The organism is Streptomyces sp. NPDC002795 (genome assembly GCF_042888725.1).
In the GTDB taxonomy this organism is placed as follows: domain Bacteria; phylum Actinomycetota; class Actinomycetes; order Streptomycetales; family Streptomycetaceae; genus Streptomyces.
Window position 1 is genome coordinate 689,662 of sequence record NZ_JBIAQB010000003.1, and the last position, 17,256, is coordinate 706,917.

At 71.9% G+C, this 17,256-nt stretch carries 14 protein-coding genes; 8 read left to right on the forward strand and 6 right to left on the reverse strand.

Annotated features, from left to right (window positions below; translation table 11 throughout):
• Together ACFYWS_RS12570 and ACFYWS_RS12575 are read right to left on the reverse strand one after the other, a co-directional pair.
• A complete protein-coding gene (locus ACFYWS_RS12570) occupies window positions 1–1,674 on the reverse strand; it encodes an amidohydrolase (protein WP_389273662.1) in 1,674 nt (557 codons plus the stop codon).
• A gap of 49 nt (window positions 1,675–1,723) precedes the next feature.
• The gene (locus ACFYWS_RS12575) at window positions 1,724–3,142 is read right to left on the reverse strand and encodes a purine-cytosine permease family protein (RefSeq protein WP_389273665.1); all 1,419 of its coding nucleotides are present in this window, start codon (window positions 3,140–3,142) and stop codon (window positions 1,724–1,726) included.
• Between the two features lie 144 nt (window positions 3,143–3,286).
• On the opposite strand from ACFYWS_RS12575, the gene ACFYWS_RS12580 reads away from it, so the two are divergent.
• Window positions 3,287–3,901: a TetR family transcriptional regulator C-terminal domain-containing protein gene (locus tag ACFYWS_RS12580; protein ID WP_389273668.1), complete on the forward strand. Its 615-nt coding sequence runs from the start codon at window positions 3,287–3,289 to the stop codon at window positions 3,899–3,901.
• Window positions 3,902–3,929: 28 nt separating this feature from the next.
• Here ACFYWS_RS12580 and ACFYWS_RS12585 read toward each other — a convergent pair whose 3' ends face one another.
• Window positions 3,930–4,127, reverse strand: a complete 198-nt coding sequence (locus ACFYWS_RS12585) for a superinfection immunity protein (protein ID WP_389273671.1) — start codon at window positions 4,125–4,127, stop codon at window positions 3,930–3,932.
• Between the two features lie 32 nt (window positions 4,128–4,159).
• Window positions 4,160–7,324, reverse strand: coding sequence for a cytochrome P450 (locus ACFYWS_RS12590; protein WP_389273674.1), 3,165 nt, complete (start codon window positions 7,322–7,324; stop codon window positions 4,160–4,162).
• A gap of 213 nt (window positions 7,325–7,537) precedes the next feature.
• Between ACFYWS_RS12590 and ACFYWS_RS12595 the strand changes: the two genes are divergently transcribed.
• Complete coding sequence (locus ACFYWS_RS12595) at window positions 7,538–8,167, forward strand: PAS domain-containing protein (protein WP_389274117.1); 630 nt, start codon at window positions 7,538–7,540, stop codon at window positions 8,165–8,167.
• 56 nt (window positions 8,168–8,223) lie between these two features.
• Here the strand turns inward: ACFYWS_RS12595 and ACFYWS_RS12600 are convergent, their stop codons facing one another.
• Both ACFYWS_RS12600 and ACFYWS_RS12605 read right to left on the reverse strand, forming a co-directional pair.
• Window positions 8,224–9,648 carry an MFS transporter gene (locus ACFYWS_RS12600; protein WP_389273677.1) on the reverse strand — a complete coding sequence of 475 codons (1,425 nt, stop codon included), beginning with the start codon at window positions 9,646–9,648 and terminating at the stop codon, window positions 8,224–8,226.
• Window positions 9,649–9,810: 162 nt separating this feature from the next.
• Window positions 9,811–11,253 carry an aminopeptidase P family protein gene (locus ACFYWS_RS12605; protein WP_389273680.1) on the reverse strand — a complete coding sequence of 481 codons (1,443 nt, stop codon included), beginning with the start codon at window positions 11,251–11,253 and terminating at the stop codon, window positions 9,811–9,813.
• A 134-nt stretch (window positions 11,254–11,387) separates the two neighbouring features.
• Here ACFYWS_RS12605 and ACFYWS_RS12610 point away from each other — a divergent pair, with 134 nt between their 5' ends.
• The 6 genes from ACFYWS_RS12610 to ACFYWS_RS12635 all read left to right on the forward strand — a co-directional run bounded on the left by ACFYWS_RS12610 (window position 11,388) and on the right by ACFYWS_RS12635 (window position 17,165).
• Window positions 11,388–12,008: a helix-turn-helix domain-containing protein gene (locus tag ACFYWS_RS12610; protein WP_389273683.1), complete on the forward strand. Its 621-nt coding sequence runs from the start codon at window positions 11,388–11,390 to the stop codon at window positions 12,006–12,008.
• 113 nt (window positions 12,009–12,121) lie between these two features.
• The gene (locus tag ACFYWS_RS12615) at window positions 12,122–13,339 is read left to right on the forward strand and encodes an NAD(P)/FAD-dependent oxidoreductase (protein WP_389273686.1); all 1,218 of its coding nucleotides are present in this window, start codon (window positions 12,122–12,124) and stop codon (window positions 13,337–13,339) included.
• Window positions 13,336–13,650, forward strand: coding sequence for a (2Fe-2S)-binding protein (locus ACFYWS_RS12620; RefSeq protein WP_389273689.1), 315 nt, complete (start codon window positions 13,336–13,338; stop codon window positions 13,648–13,650). Before ACFYWS_RS12615 ends, ACFYWS_RS12620 begins: the two co-directional genes overlap by 4 nt.
• Window positions 13,651–13,729: 79 nt before the next feature.
• Window positions 13,730–15,226 carry an FAD-dependent oxidoreductase gene (locus ACFYWS_RS12625; protein WP_389273692.1) on the forward strand — a complete coding sequence of 499 codons (1,497 nt, stop codon included), beginning with the start codon at window positions 13,730–13,732 and terminating at the stop codon, window positions 15,224–15,226.
• Window positions 15,223–16,164 (forward strand): dihydrodipicolinate synthase family protein, encoded by a 942-nt coding sequence (locus ACFYWS_RS12630; RefSeq protein WP_389273695.1) that lies wholly within the window; start codon window positions 15,223–15,225, stop codon window positions 16,162–16,164. Before ACFYWS_RS12625 ends, ACFYWS_RS12630 begins: the two co-directional genes overlap by 4 nt.
• On the forward strand, window positions 16,164–17,165 hold the full coding sequence (locus tag ACFYWS_RS12635) for a proline racemase family protein (protein ID WP_389273698.1): 1,002 nt from the start codon (window positions 16,164–16,166) through the stop codon (window positions 17,163–17,165). Before ACFYWS_RS12630 ends, ACFYWS_RS12635 begins: the two co-directional genes overlap by 1 nt.
• Window positions 17,166–17,256 lie beyond the last annotated feature (91 nt).

Below are 17,256 nucleotides of genomic sequence, written 5' to 3' on the forward strand. Positions count from 1 at the left end.
TCAGTCGCGCGCTTCGTGGACCACGTCCCCCGCCACCACGACGAGTTCCGCGACGGTGCCGGGGATGTCCTCGGGGGCGGCCCGGAGGATGTCGCGGGAGAGTACGGAGAAGTCCGCGACCTTGCCCACGGACAGTGAACCGCGCTCGTTCTCAAGGAAGTTGGCGTACGCCGAACCCATCGTGTACGCGTGCACGGCGGTGGCCACGTCGACCGTCTCCTCGGGCATCCACGCCTGCCCGCCGGCCAGCGGCTTGCGGGTGATGGCCGTGTAGATGCCGATCATCGGGTCCATCTCCGCGACATTCCAGTCGCTGGAGAACGCCAGCGTCGCGCCGGCCGCGTCGAGTGTGCGCATCGGCCACGCCTTGTGCCAGCGGCCCGCGCCGACGTTCGCCGCCCAGTCCTGTCCGGGCCCCGCGATCTCCGGTGCGCAGTGCCGAGGCTGCATGCATGCGACGACGCCGAGTTCGGCGAAGCGCGGTGCGTCCGCCGGGTCCAGGCACTCGACGTGCACGACCTGGTGGCGGGCGTCGCGCGGGCCGTTGACGGCGCGGGCCTGCTCGACGGCGTCCAGGACGGTGCGGATGCCCCGATCGCCGGTGGCGTGCACGAAGCACTGGAAGCCGCGCGCGTCCAGCTTCGTGAGCAGGTCGGCGAAATCCTCGGCCGGGTAGAACGTCTCGCCCCGGTGGCCCGCGCAGCCGGTCGCGTACGGTTCGAGGAGCGCGGCCGTACGCGGCTCCACGACATCGTCGATGTAGAGCTTCAGCGGGCCGAGCCGCATGTGCTCGTCGGAGTACGCGTGCGTGGCGGCCTCGAAGTCGTCGAGGTCCGCGTCCGAGGTGCCGCGCGGGTGGAACAGGGCGGCGACGAGCCGTGAGCGCAGCCGCCCCTCGGCCCTCGCCCGCTCGAACAGCGCCAGGTCGTCCAGGGAGTTCTGCGGCTCGACCACCGTGGTGATGCCGAACCGGATCGCGTCGTCGAGCGACCGCACGAGCCGCCCGTACTGCCGCTCCGGGGACGCCCACGGCACACCGAGCTCGCGCAGCGCCCGGTGTCCTTCGCGGGACAGGCCGCGCACGGCGAAGTCCCTGACAAAACCGGTCGGTTGACCCGTCGCAGGGTCGGTCTGCGCGACCCCGAAGGGCAGTTCCGTACGGTCGGCGCGCACGCCGAGCCGGTCCAGGGCCGCCGTGTTGAGCCAGGCCGTGTGCACGTCGTAGCTCAGGACCATGGCCGGGATGTCGCCGGTGACCGGGTCCAGGTCGGCGGCCGTGGGCATCCGGCCGTCCGGCAGCGCCGAGTAGTCGAACGCCTCGGCCTCGATCCAGGTGGCATCCGGGTGGTGCTGGCGCCAGGCGGTGATGCGGTCGTGGATCTCCGACAGGCTTGCCGCGCCAGCGAGTTGGACACAGGCGTCGTCCGAACCGAGCCGGACGTGGTTGTGGGCGTCGATGAACCCGGGCAGCACGAGCCGCCCGCCCGCGTCGACGACCCGGGTGTCCGGGCCCGTCCAGCGCCCGGCGTCCGTGTCGTCGCCGAGCCACACGATCCGCCCGTCACGCACGGCGAGCGCCTCGGCCGCGGGCAGTTCCGGATCGACGGTGTGGATGCGGGCGCCGCGCAGGACGAGGTCGGCGGGTTCGGGGGCGTGGTGCTGTGCGGGTGCCATGGGGATGCGGCTCTTTCTCGTACGAGGGTGTCTCGGGGGAGGTGTGTGGTTACGCGGTGTGCGGGCGCGCGCTGGTGCGGGCCAGCGCCGCGTACACGACGGCCGCGACGACGGCGCCGGCGGCGCTGAGGTCCATGCCGCCGAGCGGGGCCACGAGTGGACCGCGCCACAGGGCGCTGTCGCAGGTGAGCGCCGCGAAGGCCATGCCGGTGAGCAGGGCGGTGAGGCCGGCGGGGCTGAACCCGGCGCGGTACCAGTAGCGGCCCGCGCGCCCGGTGTGCAGGGACTCGGCGTCGTAGCGGCAGCGGCGCAGCACCATGTCGGTGAGGAAGACGCCGCCCCACGGCGCGAACACGATGACGAGCAGCGACAGGAACGACAGCAGCGACTCCGTGAAGTCGACGAGGAACAGCGCGGCGAGGGAACCGGCGGCCGTCACCGCCGCGCTGATCAGGATCGCCTTCGCGCGGCTCCAAGGGATGCCCAGAACCTGGAGGTTGAGGCTCGACGAGTACAGCGTGATGATCGAGTTGGTGACCGAGCCGCCGAGTACCAGGGCGAGGAACAGCGGCTGGAACCAGCCGGGCATCAGCCCCTGCGTCCCGGCCACCGCGTCCGTGAGGTCGGCCTGCGTCGCGGCCGCCGCGCCGGCGACGCCGAGGGCCACGGAGGAGATGAGCCCGCCGAGTGCCCCGTTCCAGGTGAGCGCGCGCATCGTGGTCGTGGTCGGCAGGTAGCGGGTGTAGTCGGCGGGCATTGGCACGTAGCTGATCGGCCCGGCGAGGACCACGACGAACGCGAGGGACCAGGCGGCCGCACCGCCCGGCGCGGGCGCGGCGCCGGTGTCCGTGCCCGGCAGCAGGAACAGCAGCATCGCAGCGAACCCGATGGTCAGCGCGTACGCCAGCCAGCGCTCGGCCCACTGCACGGTGGCGTGGCCCCACAGCGCGACGGCGAAGGTGAGGGCAAGGGTGGCGGCGAGGCTCGCGGCGCGGGCGGCCGTTCCGTGCCAGCCGAGTTCGGCGCAGATGGCCTGGAGGGCGAGGACGCCGACGACCGTGTTCACGATCGTGTAGCCGATGCTGACGATCCAATTCAGCAGGCCCGCGGGCCAGTTGCCGCGCACGCCGAACGCGGCACGGGAGATCACCAGGGTCGCCGTGCCGGTCCGTACGCCGCTCATGCCCGCCGCGCTGATGGCGAAGAACGTGAGCCCGCCGAGGACGACCGCGAGCACCGCCTCCCAGAAGGACAGGCCGAAGGAGACGGCGAGCGCGCCGTTGATGACGTAGGTGAACGTCAGGTTCGAACCGAACCAGAGCCAGAACAGGTCCCGGGCGCCGCCGTGCCGTTCGGACTCCGGGATCGGGTCGATGCCGTGCTCCTCGACCTGGAACACCTCGTCCCGGGGCGCCTGTGGAGGTGTGTCCGGCGCGGGGGCGCTGTGCGCGGCCGGGTGTGCCGTCATGCCGTCGCCTCTCGTTCTTCGTCGCAAGGGAACGGCTTGAATGCCGTTCAAGAAACTTGAATGGCATTCAAGATGCGGCGGGGTAGTGTCCTACGTCAAGAGGTAGGCTGCGATCAGTACGAACAGCGGTGAGGGGCGGCGCGAATGGCGGGGTCGACGACGGCACGGCCGGGGCGGTCGGGCGGCGATCTGCGGACCCGTACGCTCCAGGAGGCGACGGCCGTCGTCGCCGAGCAGGGCCTCGCGTCCCTGACCATGGCCTCGCTCGCCAAGCGGCTCGGCACCAGTGGCGGGCACCTGCTCTACTACTTCCGCTCCAAGAACCTGCTGCTCGTCGAGGCCCTGCGCTACAGCGAATCCGCGCTCACCGAGGAACGTGCGGCGCTGCTGGCCCGCCGCGTGACCCCGGCCCGCCGACTCGACCTCTACCTCGACCTGTATCTGCCCGCAGGTCCCCGCGACCCGCGTTGGATGCTCTGGATCGAACTGTGGGCGCGCTCCGGCGCCGACGGCGAACTGCGCGCTGCGCAGCAGGAGTTGGACCAGGGCTGGCAGCGCGACCTGGAGGCGATCCTCGCCAAGGGGGTGGACCGGGGCGCCTTCGCCGTCGACGACGTCCCCGGCCGCGCGGCCCAACTCCTCGCACTGCTCGACGGGTTGAGCACCCGGGTCGTCCTGGGTCAGCCGGGCGCGGACCGGCCCGGGGCGGTGTCGGCGGCGCGCTCCGCGGCGCGGGCGCTGGTCCCGGCCGCCGGCTGACGACTCGCCGCCGCGTTGCGGCCAGTCGTCAGCGGCCCGGCCGGCTGCCCGGCACCGGCGTGGCGTCGGGCTCACGGGTGGCCATCGCCATCGCCATGAACAGTGCGACGAACCAGAACAATCCGGTGAAGGCGCCGATCACATTGACCACGACGACCAACCGCAGGCGCTGAACCCTCCGGTGACGGGCGACGAGCGACGGCACGCTGAGGACGGCCAGCGCCACGAGCGCCGGACGGCCCGTGGGGGCATGTGCGGTCAGCCCCCGTACACGTCCTCCACGTACCGCCCCTCCGCCATCAGCTCGGTGAGCCACTGCTCCGCCGCGGACTCGTCGGCGCCCGGTGTGCGTTCGCGGTGCAGTGTGCGGAACGCGGCGCGGACGCCGGGTGCCATCCGGGCGCCGTCCCCGCACACGTACACCCGCGCCCCCGCGTCGAGGAGGCGGCCGATCTCGGCGGACTCGGCGGCGATGCGGTGCTGGACGAAGGCGTGGCCGTCGACCGGGGCGTCGCTGAAGACGGGGCGCAGCGAGATCGCGCCCGCGGTGTCGGCGGCGCGGAGTTCGCCGGCGTGCATAAAGTCACGCTCGGGGTGGTCGCAGCCGAAGTAGAGGAGGGCGGGCGGAAGTTGGGTGTTCTGGGCCGCTCGTTCGGCGATCACTCCGCGGAACGGGGCGAGGCCCGTACCCGCGGCGATCATGATGACCGGCTCGGGGGCGTCAGGCCCGATGCGGAAGGCGTCGCGGCACGGCTGGACACGGCCCAGGACGGTGTCGCCGGGGAGGGCCCCAGCCAGGTGGTGTGAGCCTGTGCCCCGGTAGCGGCCGGTGCCGGACGCGGCGGGCGCGTCGAGCACGGACACCATCAGGTCCACGTGGCCGGGGAGGTCGGCCGGGGTGGACGAGATGGAGTAGTGGCGCGGGCGCAGCGGCGGCAGCAGGCCGAGCAGCAGGTCCCAGCCGAGGACGTCACGCAGCGCCGGGTGGTCCTCGACCAGCTCCAGGAAAGTGCGCGGGTCGTCGGCGGGCAGCTCCCGCAGCGCGGCGGCCTCCGGCGGGCAGGGGTTGGCGGCGGCGAGCGCGGCCACCTCGTCGGGGCCCGGCCGGTGCTGCAACTCGACGTGGAACGTAAGCAGTTCACGCACCGTCACGGGTCGGTCCAGCGGAAGGGCGTCGCGGCGCGGTCGGGCGTCACGGATGTCGAGCAGCGCGTCCGGGTCGAGGTCGAGGACCTTCAGCGCGCGGTCGACGAGGCCGTCCTCGTGCGCGGGCAGGACGGCAAGGTGGTCGCCGGTCCGGTACGACACACCATCGGGCAGCGCGAGCCGCACGAACCGCTTGACGCGGGGGTGGCCGGGCGCCGTCAGGTCGCGCGCCTCGGTGACGGTGAACGGAACGAGCTCGTGCCTGGTCGCGGCGGCGGTCAGCGGTCCGCCGGTGATCTCGCGGATCTCGTAGGGCGCCGTGGGTGTGTCGGTGGCGGTGGCCTCCGGGTCCCCGTACCGCTCCAGGAGCGCGGTACGCAGGTCGGCGGTGAAGGTGCGGACGGTGCCGCCCAGGTCGCCGGAGGCGTCGGCGGCGGCCCGCTCGCACAGCCGCTCGGCGCCGAGCGCGGCCAGGCGCTCGTCGATGCGGGTGGGGAAGTGCTGGTAGGTGGCGGCCCAGTTGCGGTCACCGACACCGAGCACGGCGTACGAGACACCTTCGTGAGGCGCCCCGGTGTCGAGGCGGGCGGCGAACTGCCCGGCGTCGTCGGTGGGGCGGCCGTTGTAGGACGCGGCGACGATCACCACGGGACGGTCGGTCGGAAGGCCCTCCGCGTAAGCGTCCAGCGGGGCGACCTCCGTCTCGCAGCCCAACGCGGCGGCCTCGTCGGCGAGCTGGGCTGCGAGGCCTGTGCAGGTGCCGTAATTGCTGCCGTGCAGGAACAGGGCGCGGGTGCCGGGGAGTACCCGGGCCGGCAGTGTGTCGGCCGCCAGGTCCGTTTCGGGCCTGGCGGTGGCGCCGGGCAGGGGACTGTGCCGGCGGTCGGCCGGGGTGCGCGGGGCGAGCGTGAGGGTGAAGCCGTCCGGCTTCAGGGTGAGGGTCTCCTTCACCGTCAGCTCGTAGTCGGCGTGGTCGACGAGCCGGTAGCGGTGCACGAGCATCGCGAGCAGCATCGTCGCCTCGTGCAGCGCGAACTGCCGCCCGATGCAGGCCCGTTCACCCGTACCGAAGGGCAGATACGCGTGCGGCGAACGCGCTGCCTCCGCCTCCGGCGTGAACCGGTTCGGGTCGAAGCGCTCCGGGTTGTCACCCCACACCGGCTCGCGGTGCAGCATCGGCGCCAGCACGGTCACCCCCTGCCCCGCGCGCAGCGGGATGCGGCCGCCGAGCAGGGTGTCCTCGCGGGCCTCCCGGCTGAACGCGGCTGCGGTGGGCCACAGGCGCAGCGCCTCGTTGAGGACCTGCCGGGTGTACGTGAGGCGGCCGACCTCGTCGAAGTCCGGCTCCGGGTCCGTGGTGTCACCCCACAGGGCGTCCACCTCACGGCGTACGAGATCGAGGACGGCCGGGTTCTTGGCGAGGTAGTACAGGGCGAAGGACATCGCGCCCGACGTCGTCTCGTGCCCGGCGATCAGGAACGTGATGACCTGATTGCGGATGTTGGCGGTGTCCAGCGTGGAACTGTCCCGCGGGTGCTCGGCCGTCAGCATCAGGCCGAGCAGGTCGTCGGTGTGCCGCTCGCCGCTCTCGACGCGCGCGCTGATCACCTCGTCGACGACCTGGGCGAGATAGTCGGCGTCGGCGCGGAACGCCGCGTCGGCGGCCTCGTAGTCACCGCCGGGCACCCGCGCCAGGCGCTTCATGCTCCACTCCAGGCAGCGCACCATCGCCTCGACGAACGGGTGCGGCTCACTGCTCTCGAAGGACGCGAAGTCGTAGCCGAACCCGGCGAGTCCGATGGTGTCGAGCGTCATCCGTGTCATGTCACCGGGCACGTCGACCGGGCTGCCGTCGGCGGCGGCCACGTCCCAGGACTCGACGAGGCGGCGCGCGACCTCGTACATCACCGGGTGGTACGTACGCATGGAGCCGAGCGCGAAGGCCGGCATCAGGATGTCGTGGGCGCGCGCCCAGTTCGGCTCGTCGTTGTACGCGGTGAACAGGCCGTCGGCGGCGAACTCGCGGACGTTGCGCAGCGCGGGGCCGATGCTCTTCGCGAAGCGGGACTCGTCGGCGAGCTCGGTGACGAGGTCGAGGTCGGAGACGAACAGGGCGTCCCGCCCGTGCACCCGCCGCACCAGCCGCGGACCGTGCTCCCGCATCAGGCCCATGATCTGTTGCAGCGGTCCGGGGCCGAGGCCGGTGGCGGTGACGTCGACGACGGGGACACCGGCGGCGGCGTAGGCGCTGTCGTCGGGCGTGGGGGGAACCGGCATGGTGGGGTGCCTTTCGCGGAGGGGAGCCTGCGGCCTCCAGCTTGATCCGCTTCCCCTGCTGGTCAGCGCCGGTTGACTACATGATTGTGTAGTAGCTGACGGTGTATCGGCCTTGTGCCCGGGTGCCGTCCATGGCACAGGCGACACGTACGGGTGGTGGGAGGCGAGGCATCGGTGGACACCGGGAACGCCGTGGTGTGGCGCAATCGCGCGATGGTGCTGTTCGACCGGATCCCGATGCCGGTCGCGGTGTGCGATCCCTACGGCGACGTACGGCTGGTGAACGCAGCGTTCGCCCTGGAGTGGGGAACCACCGCGGGACGGCTCAAGGGGCGTGCGATCCTCGACCTGTTCGCGCCGGTCGACGCGGCGCAGGTCGACCGGATCGCGCAGGCGCTGAAGGCGCGCCGCCGCTCGCGCTACACGGTGGCGGTGGCCTGGCACGGCGGCGACGGGGTGCGGCGCCAAGGCGAGTTGATCGTCGACACGGTGGGCGAGACCGCGAACAGGGCGCCCGATCTGCTGGTGACGGTACGGGTGCTCGACGCGGCCGTGGTGTCCGCCCGGACACCGTCCGCCACCGCGCCGCCGCACCCGCAGGAGGCGCGGATCCTCGCCCTGCTGGCCGCGGGCGCCACGACGGCCCGCGCGGCCCGCGAGACCGGCCTGACGACGGACGGCGTCACCTACCACCTGCGCCAACTGTCGCGCCGCTGGGGCGCGTCGAACCGCACGGAACTGGTCGCCCGCGCGTACGCGGAGGGCGTCCTGGCCGCGGGAGTGTGGCCGCCGCGGCTCGCGACGCCGGTGAACACGCACGACGCAGACGGGACGGACACGTAAAAGCCCGGGCCGCCCACGACACACGCGGGCGGTCCGGGCTCTTGCGTAGACGGTGGTTACACCGGGCTCTCGCTCGACTCCGAGGCCCCCAGGTCCACGTTTTTCGTCTCCTTGCTGCACAGCAGCGCCACGAACGTGAGGACGGCCATCGCCGACAGGTAGACACCGACCAGCCACGGAGAGCCGTCGCCGGCCTCCCACAGCGCCACCGCGATGAACGGGGCGACGGCCGCGCCGAGCACGGAGCTGACGTTGTACGAGATGCCGGAACCGGTGTAGCGCACGGACGTCGGGAACATCTCCGGGAGCAGCGCACCCATCGGCCCGAAGGTCAGGCCCATCAGCGTGAAGCCGAGGACCAGCCACAGCACCACACCGAGCGTGCCGAGCCCGATCAGCGGCACCCACACCAGGCCGAACACGAAGATGCCCGCGGTGATCCAGGCCAGCGTCCTGCGGCGGCCGTACTTGTCCGCCAGCGGACCGGAGACGAGCGTGAACGCGGCGAAGAAGACCACGCCGAAGATCAGCATCAGCACGAACGTCGTGTAGCTGTACCCGAGTCCGGGCACGGCGGCGTTCTTCGCGGTGCGGCCGTAGCTCAGCGAGAACGTCGTCATCAGGTAGAAGAGCACGTACGTGGCCAGCATCGCGAAGGTGCCGAGGATCAGCTGCTTCCAGTGGTGCTGGAACACGGTCGCCAGCGGCAGCTTGCGGACCTGCTTCGTCTCCTGCGTCTTGGTGAAGACCTCCGCCTCGACCAGGCGCATCCGCACCCACATGCCGATCGCGACCATCACGGCCGAGAACAGGAACGGGATCCGCCACCCCCACGAGAGGAACGCCTGCGACGGCTGCGACGGGTCGGCGCCCGCCGCGGACGGCAGGAGGGCGGCGATGACCAGGAACAGGCCGTTGCCGATGATGAATCCGAGCGGCGCGCCCAGCTGCGGGAACGTGCCCCACAGTGCCCGCTTGCCCGGCGGCGCGTTCTCCGTGGCGACCAGCGCCGCACCGCTCCACTCGCCGCCGAGCGCGAAGCCCTGCGCGAGCCGCATCAGCACGAGGAGCGCGGTGGCGACCCAGCCGATCGACCCGTACGTGGGCAGCACGCCGATGAGGAAGGTGGCGATGCCCATCGTGAGCAGCGAGACGACCAGCGTCTTCTTGCGGCCGAGCCGGTCACCGAGGTGTCCGAAGAAGGCGGCACCGATGGGCCGGGCCACCATCGCCGCGCCGAACACGGCGAACGACGACAGAAGCGCGGTGGTCGGGTCGCTGCTCGGGAAGAACAGCGCGGGGAAGACGAGTACGGCTGCGGTCGCGTAGACGTAGAAGTCGTAGAACTCGATCGTCGTCCCGATGAGGCTGGCGATCAGGACCCGCGAGCGCGGGTTGACCGGCGCGGCCGGGTTCGGGCCGGACGTGGGGGACGGCGCGGCGGACTTGGCAGGTGCCGGGCCGGTGGCAGAAGCGGACATCTCGGGTCAATCCCAGGGGCGTTGCGGTGTACGTCCACCGGCGCTCGACGCCGGCGACCCTCGTACCGATCGGACGGTACGAGGATCACAACCCTTCCATGTGTCTCACTTACCGGTAATGGGTGTTCGATATATGAGACACGGAGCAGGAGGGTGCTCCGCCTACACGGCCATCCACCGCTCCAACCCGGCGGCATCCAGCGGCAGTTCGGCCGACAGCACCTCCGACCCGGCCTCGGTCACCAGGATGTCGTCCTCGATGCGCGCCCCGATGCCGCGCAGCTCCGGCGGCACGGTCGTGTCATGGGCGTGGAAGTACAGCCCCGGCTCGACCGTGAGCACCATGCCAGGGGTCATACGGGCGCCCTGGTACGCGGAGTAGTCGGCGCGGGCGCAGTCGTGCACGTCGAGGCCGAGGTGATGGCCGATGCCGCACACCAGATAGCGGCGGTGGTGCTGGCCCTTGGGGGAGAGGGCCTCGTCCACGGAGACCGGCAGCAGCCCCCAGTCGTCCAGGCCGCGCGCCACGACCTCCATCGACGCCGTGTGGAAGTCGGTCCACTCCCGCCCCGGGCCCACGGCGTCGAGCCCGGCCCGGTGCGCGCGCTCCACCAGGTCGTGCACGGAACGCTGGGCGGAGGTGAAGCGGCCGGAGGCCGGGAAGGTGCGGGTGACGTCGGCCGTGTAGTAGCTGCGCGTCTCGACACCCATGTCCAGGAGCACCGCCGCGTCCTCGGCCACGGGGCCGTCGCAGCGCACCCAGTGCAGGGTCGCCGCGTTGCGGCCGCTCCCCACGATGGTGGCGTAGCCGGGGCCGTTGCCGTACGTGCGGGCGTAGCGGTCGAAGGTGCCCTGGAGCCAGCGCTCGCCACCGCCGCGCACGGCCGCCGGGAACTCGCGGACCACGGCCCGGAACCCCTCGACCGTACGGTCCACGGCCTCGCGCAGCTGGCCGACCTCCCACGCGTCCTTGACCATGCGCAGCTCGGAGAGCGTACGGCCGAGGTCGGGGGAGGCCGCGACGCCATGGCGGCGAGCCGTCTCCGGATCCAGCGGGCCGGTGAGCAGCGGCCCCTGCGCCGCGCACGCGGCGAGTGCCTCGTCCAGGGCGCCCGGTGCGGCCGTCTCCAAGCCCAGCGCTCCGCGCCAGTCGTCCAGGCCGGGGGCCGGGCCCACCCACAGTTCGCCGTGCGCCGCGTCCGCGAAGAACCCGGGCTCGCCCGGCCGGGCCGGCGGCGGCAGATACAGCACCGCGTCGTGACCACCGGGCACGGGCCGCAGCACCAGCACGGCGTCCTCGACCGCGCACCCGGTCAACCAGTAGAAGTCGCTGTCGGGCCGGAAGTCGTACGCGGTGTCATTGCTGCGCACCGGGGCGCGTCCGGCGGCGATCACGAGCGGCCGCCCGGCGAACTCCGCACTGAGCCGCGCACGGTGCGCGGCGGCCGCCTCGGCGGCACCCGGCACGGTCGGCGGCGTACGGTCGGCCTCGTCCCAGCCCTGCCCCATGTACGCGGTGAAGTCCGGCAGTTCGGCCAGGCGCGGCATCCGGGGGTCCGGGGTGCTGGGGCGGGGGACGGAGCTGCCGAGGGTCGTGTCGGTCATGCCGGATCCACTTCTTGGTAGTGCCGTTGCGTCGACGTCGGCGCAACGAACGAGAAACTGTTCGGAACACCAAACGCATCGTGCGGCATAGTGTTCGTCAAAGCGAACGCTGTCAAGGGAGTCAGGGAGAGGCTATGGACGTTCCTCAGGAGTCGGTCCGCGACATGGTGGCGACCAATCTCCGCCGCGCGAGGACACAGCGCGGCCTGTCGATCTCGGAGCTCTCGCGACGCTCCAAGATCGGCAAGGCGACGCTCTCCCAACTGGAGTCCGGCACGGGAAACCCCACCATCGAGACGGTGTTCAGCCTCTCGCGCGCCCTGGAGGTACCCGTCTCCGACCTCCTGGAGACACGGGCGCCCGGCGGCCTGACCGTCGTGCGCGCCAAGGAGGTCGAGGTACTCAGCGGCGAGGGCGTCGACCTGCGGCCGCTGCGCCGGATGGACTTCGGCGACCTGGTCCTCGAGGTGTACGACCAGGTGGTACGGGCCGACAGCAGGCAGGACTCGCTCGGCCACGTGGGCACCGAGCACACCATCGTGCAGACCGGCCGGCTCCAGGTCCGCGTCGACGGCGACGAGGTGGAGCTCGGCCCCGGCGACTATGTGGGCTTCGACGCCACGCTCCCGCACTCCTACACGGCGCTCGACGGCGACGTGCACTCGGTGCTGCTGCTTCAGTACCGGCCGCACGAGCACGCCCACTTGGGGATCCCGCACCCGAAGAGGGGTGCCTCCGAGCCCCAGGGCGACTGAGCACCGCACGCAACCGCACGCATTCTTTGATCACTCACCGCGGACCCGTTGACACCCCCTGACGGGCCGTCCTAGCCTCCGAACTGTTCGATGAAACGAACGGAGGCAGTTCGATGCACGGAACGCGGGCGGTCAATCGGGCGGTCAATCGGGTGGTCATTCTCGGGGCCGGAATCGTCGGAGCCGCCTGTGCGCGGGAGCTGGCCCTCGCGGGCTGCGCCACCACGGTCGTCGACCGCGGCCGCCCGGCCGCCGCGACCACCGCGCACGGCGAGGGCAACATCCTCGTATCCGACAAAGGCCCAGGCCCCGAACTCGAGTTGGCGCAACTGTCCCGCCGCCTATGGCCGCAGATAGTCGCCGAAATCTCCGAACACACCCCAGACATAGATGACTTGACGGAATGGGACCCCAAGGGCGGCATCGTCGTCGCCACCACCGACGACGGCGCCCGCGCACTCGCCAAGTTCGCCGACTCCCAACGCGCCGCAGGCGTACGGGCGGACACTCTGGACGCCGCCTCCCTCGCCGCCGCCGAGCCGTACGTCACCCGCGACCACACAGCGGCGATCCACTACCCCGAGGACGCCCAGGTCCAGCCCGCCGGCGCCGCCGCCGCCCTCCTCGCCGACGCACTACGGGCAGGCGCGACCCTGCGCACCCACTGCGAGGTGCACGGCGCCGTCACCCGCTCCGACCGCCTCACCGCCGTCCGCACATCCGACGGCGACCTCATCGAGGCGGACATCTTCATCAACGCGGCAGGCCCCTGGTCGGGCGAACTCTCCACCCGCCTCGGCGCCCCCATCGACGTCCGCCCCCGCCGCGGCGACGTCCTCGTCACCACACCCCTCCCGCCCACCGTCTTCCACAAGGTCTACGACGCCGACTACGTGGGCGCCGTCGGCAGCAGCGCCGAGGACCTGCAGACCTCCGCCGTCGTCGAATCCACCCGCGCGGGCAGCGTCCTCATCGGCTCCTCCCGCCGCCGCGTCGGCTTCGACGACCGGCTCAGCGTCGAGGCCCTGTCCGCGATCGCCGCCAAGGCACTGCGCCTCTTCCCGTCCCTCACGGACGTACCGGTGATGCGCGCCTACGGCGGCTTCCGCCCCTACGTACCCGACCACCTGCCCGTCATCGGACCCGACCCGCGCCTCGCCGGGCTGTGGCACGCGGGCGGCCACGAAGGCGCGGGTATCGGCCTGTCCGTCGGCACCGCACGCCTCGTGCGGGACCTGCTCCTGGGCCGGCCGGCCGAGATCGACGCGACGCCGTTCCGGGTGGACCGGCCGGCCGTCCTGGGACGCACACAGAAAGGCAGCGCGGCATGAGCCCACGACGCATACCGGCGGCCACGGACGCCGTCGGGCGGCGCGAGACGCCGCTGACGATCACCGTCGACGGCGAGCCCGTCACCGGAATCGAGGGCCAGTCCATCGCAGGTGTCCTGCTCGCCTCGGGCCGCCGCTCCTGGCGCCACGGCCGCTCCGGCGCACCCCGCGGCGTCTTCTGCGGCATCGGCGCCTGCTTCGACTGCCTGATCACGGTCGGCCCCGAGCGCGACGTACGGGCGTGCCGCAGGCGGGCGCGGGACGGGGACGAGGTGCGCACACAGGCACGCGGAGGCGGCGAGGAACTGTGACGCCGAACCACGACCGCACCGAAGTCCCACGTCACAGTCCCCTTACGGCCCCTCTCAACCCGAACCCCACGGAGGGCACATGACACGCCACGTAGTGGTCGTGGGCGCCGGGCCCGCCGGGCTCGCCGCCGCGGATGCCGCGCTCGGTGCGGGGGCGCGGGTCACCCTGATCGACGAGGCCGAGCAGCCCGGCGGCCAGTACCACCGGATGCTCCCCGAGGCCTACGCGGCCGCCCGGCCACAGCACCTCCACCACGGCTGGCGCGCCTTCGACGAACGCCGCCGCCGGGTCCTCGCCCACCCGCGCTGCGCCTGGTGGTCCGAGACCGCCGTGTGGGCACTGGAGCGCCCCGATCCGGCCGAGCCGGGACCGCCGCGCGTGCATGTGCTGCGCGGTCCGGCCGACGGCGGCGGCCGGGACCGGCACACCCTCGACCCCGACGCGCTGGTGCTCGCGGTCGGCGCCCACGACCGCGTACTGCCCTTCCCCGGCTGGGAGTTGCCCGGCGTGTACACCGCGGGCGCGGCGCAGGCGCTGGTGAAGGGGGAGCGGGTGGTGGTCGGCGACCAGGTGGTCGTCGCCGGGAGCGGGCCGTTCCTGCTGCCGGTGGCCGCGTCGCTGATCGAGGCCGGGTCGCGGGTGCGTGAGGTGCTGGAGGCCAATACGTCAGGCACTCTCGCACGGGGCTGGGGGCGGCGGCCCTGGGAGCTGGCCGCGCAGGCCGGGAAGGCGGCCGAACTCGCCGAGTACAGCTCCGTGTTGGCGCGGCATCGGGTGCCGTACCGCGCTGGGCGTACGGTCGTCGAGGCGCGCGGTGATGGGTGTGTGGAGGAGGTCGTCATCGCTCGGTTGCGTGCCGACTGGTCGGTTGTGGCGGGTAGTGAGCGCACAGTCGCGGTCGATGCGGTGTGTGTTTCGCACGGGTTCAGTCCGCAGTTGGAGCTGCCGCTCGCCGCGGGGTGTGCGCTGCGCGCCACCCCGGCCGGGGAGTTCGTCGAGGTCGACGGTGACCAGCGCACCACCTGTCCCGATGTGTACGCGGCCGGGGAGATCACCGGCATCGCTGGCGCGCCCGCCGCCCGGGTGGAAGGTGCGCTCGCTGGGTGGCTGGCCGCGGGTGGTGACCGTAATGCCGTCGCTGTGAGGCGGTTGCGGACCAGTCGTGATCAGGGGCGTGCCTTCGCCGCCCGCCTTGCCCGTGCGCATCCCATTGGCGCCGGCTGGTCCGGGTGGCTGCGGCCCGAGACCGTGGTGTGCCGGTGTGAGGAGACGGACTACGCCACCGTGTGCCGGGCCGCCACCGACGAGTCCACCGCGGCCCCACGCGCCGCCAAGCTCGCCACCCGCGCCGGACTCGGGCCGTGCCAGGCCCGGATGTGCGGGCCCACCGTCGCCGAGATCGGTGCGCGGCTGCGCGGGCCGGGTGACGACGACCGTGTAATCGAGGGCCTGCCTCCGGCCAGTGAGCATCGGCGGCCCATCGTTCGTCCGATCCGGCTCGGCGATCTGGCCGCCGGTCCCGGAACCCGTTCCATGTCCGACAGCAACTCCCGTACAGAGGAGAGCAGTTCATGAGTGACATCAAGCAGCAGAAGCAGGGTTCCATCGGTCTCGGTGGTGTCGTCGTCGCCACCGCCCTGCCCTACTACGAGGACGCCTCCGCCCCCGCCGGGCTCGCCGTCGACTACGACCGCTACGCCGAGCACTGCCGCTGGCTCATCGACAACGGCTGCCGTGGTGTCGGGCCCAACGGGTCCCTCGGCGAGTACTCGTCCCTTACGGATGGGGAGCGCAGGAAGGTGGCCCGGACCGCCATCGAGGCGGTCGGTGACGATGGCGTCGTCGTGGTGGGGGTGCATGGGGTCGGGGCCCATCAGGCGAAGCACTGGGCCGAGGTGGCGGCGGAGGACGGGGCTGACGGTGTGCTGTGTCTGCCGCCCACCCTGTATCGCGCCAACTCCCGTGACGTCATTGACCACTTCGAGGCGGTGGCTTCTGTCGGGCTGCCGGTGATGGTGTACAACAATCCCTTCGACACGAAGGTCGATCTCACGCCGGAGCTGCTCGGGGAGATCGCGCGGATCGACAACATCGTCGCCGTGAAGGAGTTCTCCGGTGACGTGCGGCGGGTGCTGGAGATCAAGGAGAAGGCGCCCGGGCTCGACATCATCAGTGGTGCTGATGATGTGGTGCTGGAAAGTCTGTTGATGGGGGCCACGGGGTGGTTCGCCGGGTTCCCGAACGTGTTTCCCGCCGAGTCCGCCCGGCTGTACGACCTGGCGCTCGCGGGGAAGGTGGAGGAGGCGCGGGCGTTGTACGAGCCGCTGGTGGCCGCCTTCCGGTGGGACTCGCGGACCGAGTTCGTGCAGGCCATCAAGTTGGGGATGGAGAAGGTCGGCCGGTTCGGCGGGCCCTGTAGGCCGCCGCGCGGGGCGCTGCTGCCCGAGATGCGCGAGCAGGTCGAGGCGGACATGGCCCGTGCGATCGCCTCGCTCGACGACCGGGAGGCGTGATGCGGTCCGTCCGCACGCTGAGTGCCGTCGACTCGCACACCGAAGGCATGCCCACCCGCGTCGTCACCGGCGGCGTGGGGCCCATACCCGGTGACACCATGGCCGAGCGGCGTACGTATGCCTTGGAACACCTCGATGAGCTTCGGCGGTTCCTCGTTGATGAACCGCGTGGCCACGCCGCGATGAGTGGTGCCGTGCTCCAACCCCCGACCCGTCCCGACGCGGACTGGGGTGTCCTGTACGTCGAGGTCAGCGGCTTCCTGCCGATGTGCGGGCACGGCACCATCGGCGTCGCCACCGTGCTCGTCGAGACCGGGATGGTGGAGGTGAGTGAGCCGGAGACCGTCGTCAGGCTCGATACGCCTGCCGGGCTCGTCGAGGCGCGGGTGGCTGTTCGGGAGGGGGTCGCTGAGCAGGTGACCTTGCGTAATGTGGAGTCCTTTGCGCTGGAGCTGGATGCCACCGTGAAGGTGCCCGGGTACGGCGAGGTGCGCTACGACATGGCGTACGGGGGGAACTTCTACGCGATCACTGAGCTCGACCAGCTCGGTCTGCCCTTCGACCGGGCCCGCAAGGACGACATCCTCAAGGCCGGGCTCGCCATCTCCGACGCCATCAACGAGCACAACCGGCCCCGGCATCCCGTCGACCCGGTCATCGGCGGCTGCAAGCACGTGCAGTTCCTCGCCCCCGACTCGACCGCCCGGCACTCGCGCAACGCCATGGCGATCCAGCCCGGCTGGTTCGACCGCTCGCCGTGCGGCACCGGCACCTCGGCCCGGATGGCGCAGCTGCACGCACGGGGTGAACTCCCGTTGCACACCGAGTTCGTGAACGAGTCGTTCATCGGGACGCGATTCACCGGACGGCTCGTCGGTGCGGCCGAAGTCGGTCAACTGGGCGCTGTCGTACCGGAGTTCTCGGGACGCGCCTGGATCACCGGCACGGCCAACTACCTCCTCGACCCGCGCGACCCGTTCCCGCACGGCTTCGTGCTCTGACCCCGAAGAGCCCCTGAAGACCCATGAGGAGTAGGCACCGTGTCCCGTACGACCACCAACCCACCCCGTGACCCGGCCGGGCCCGACGGCA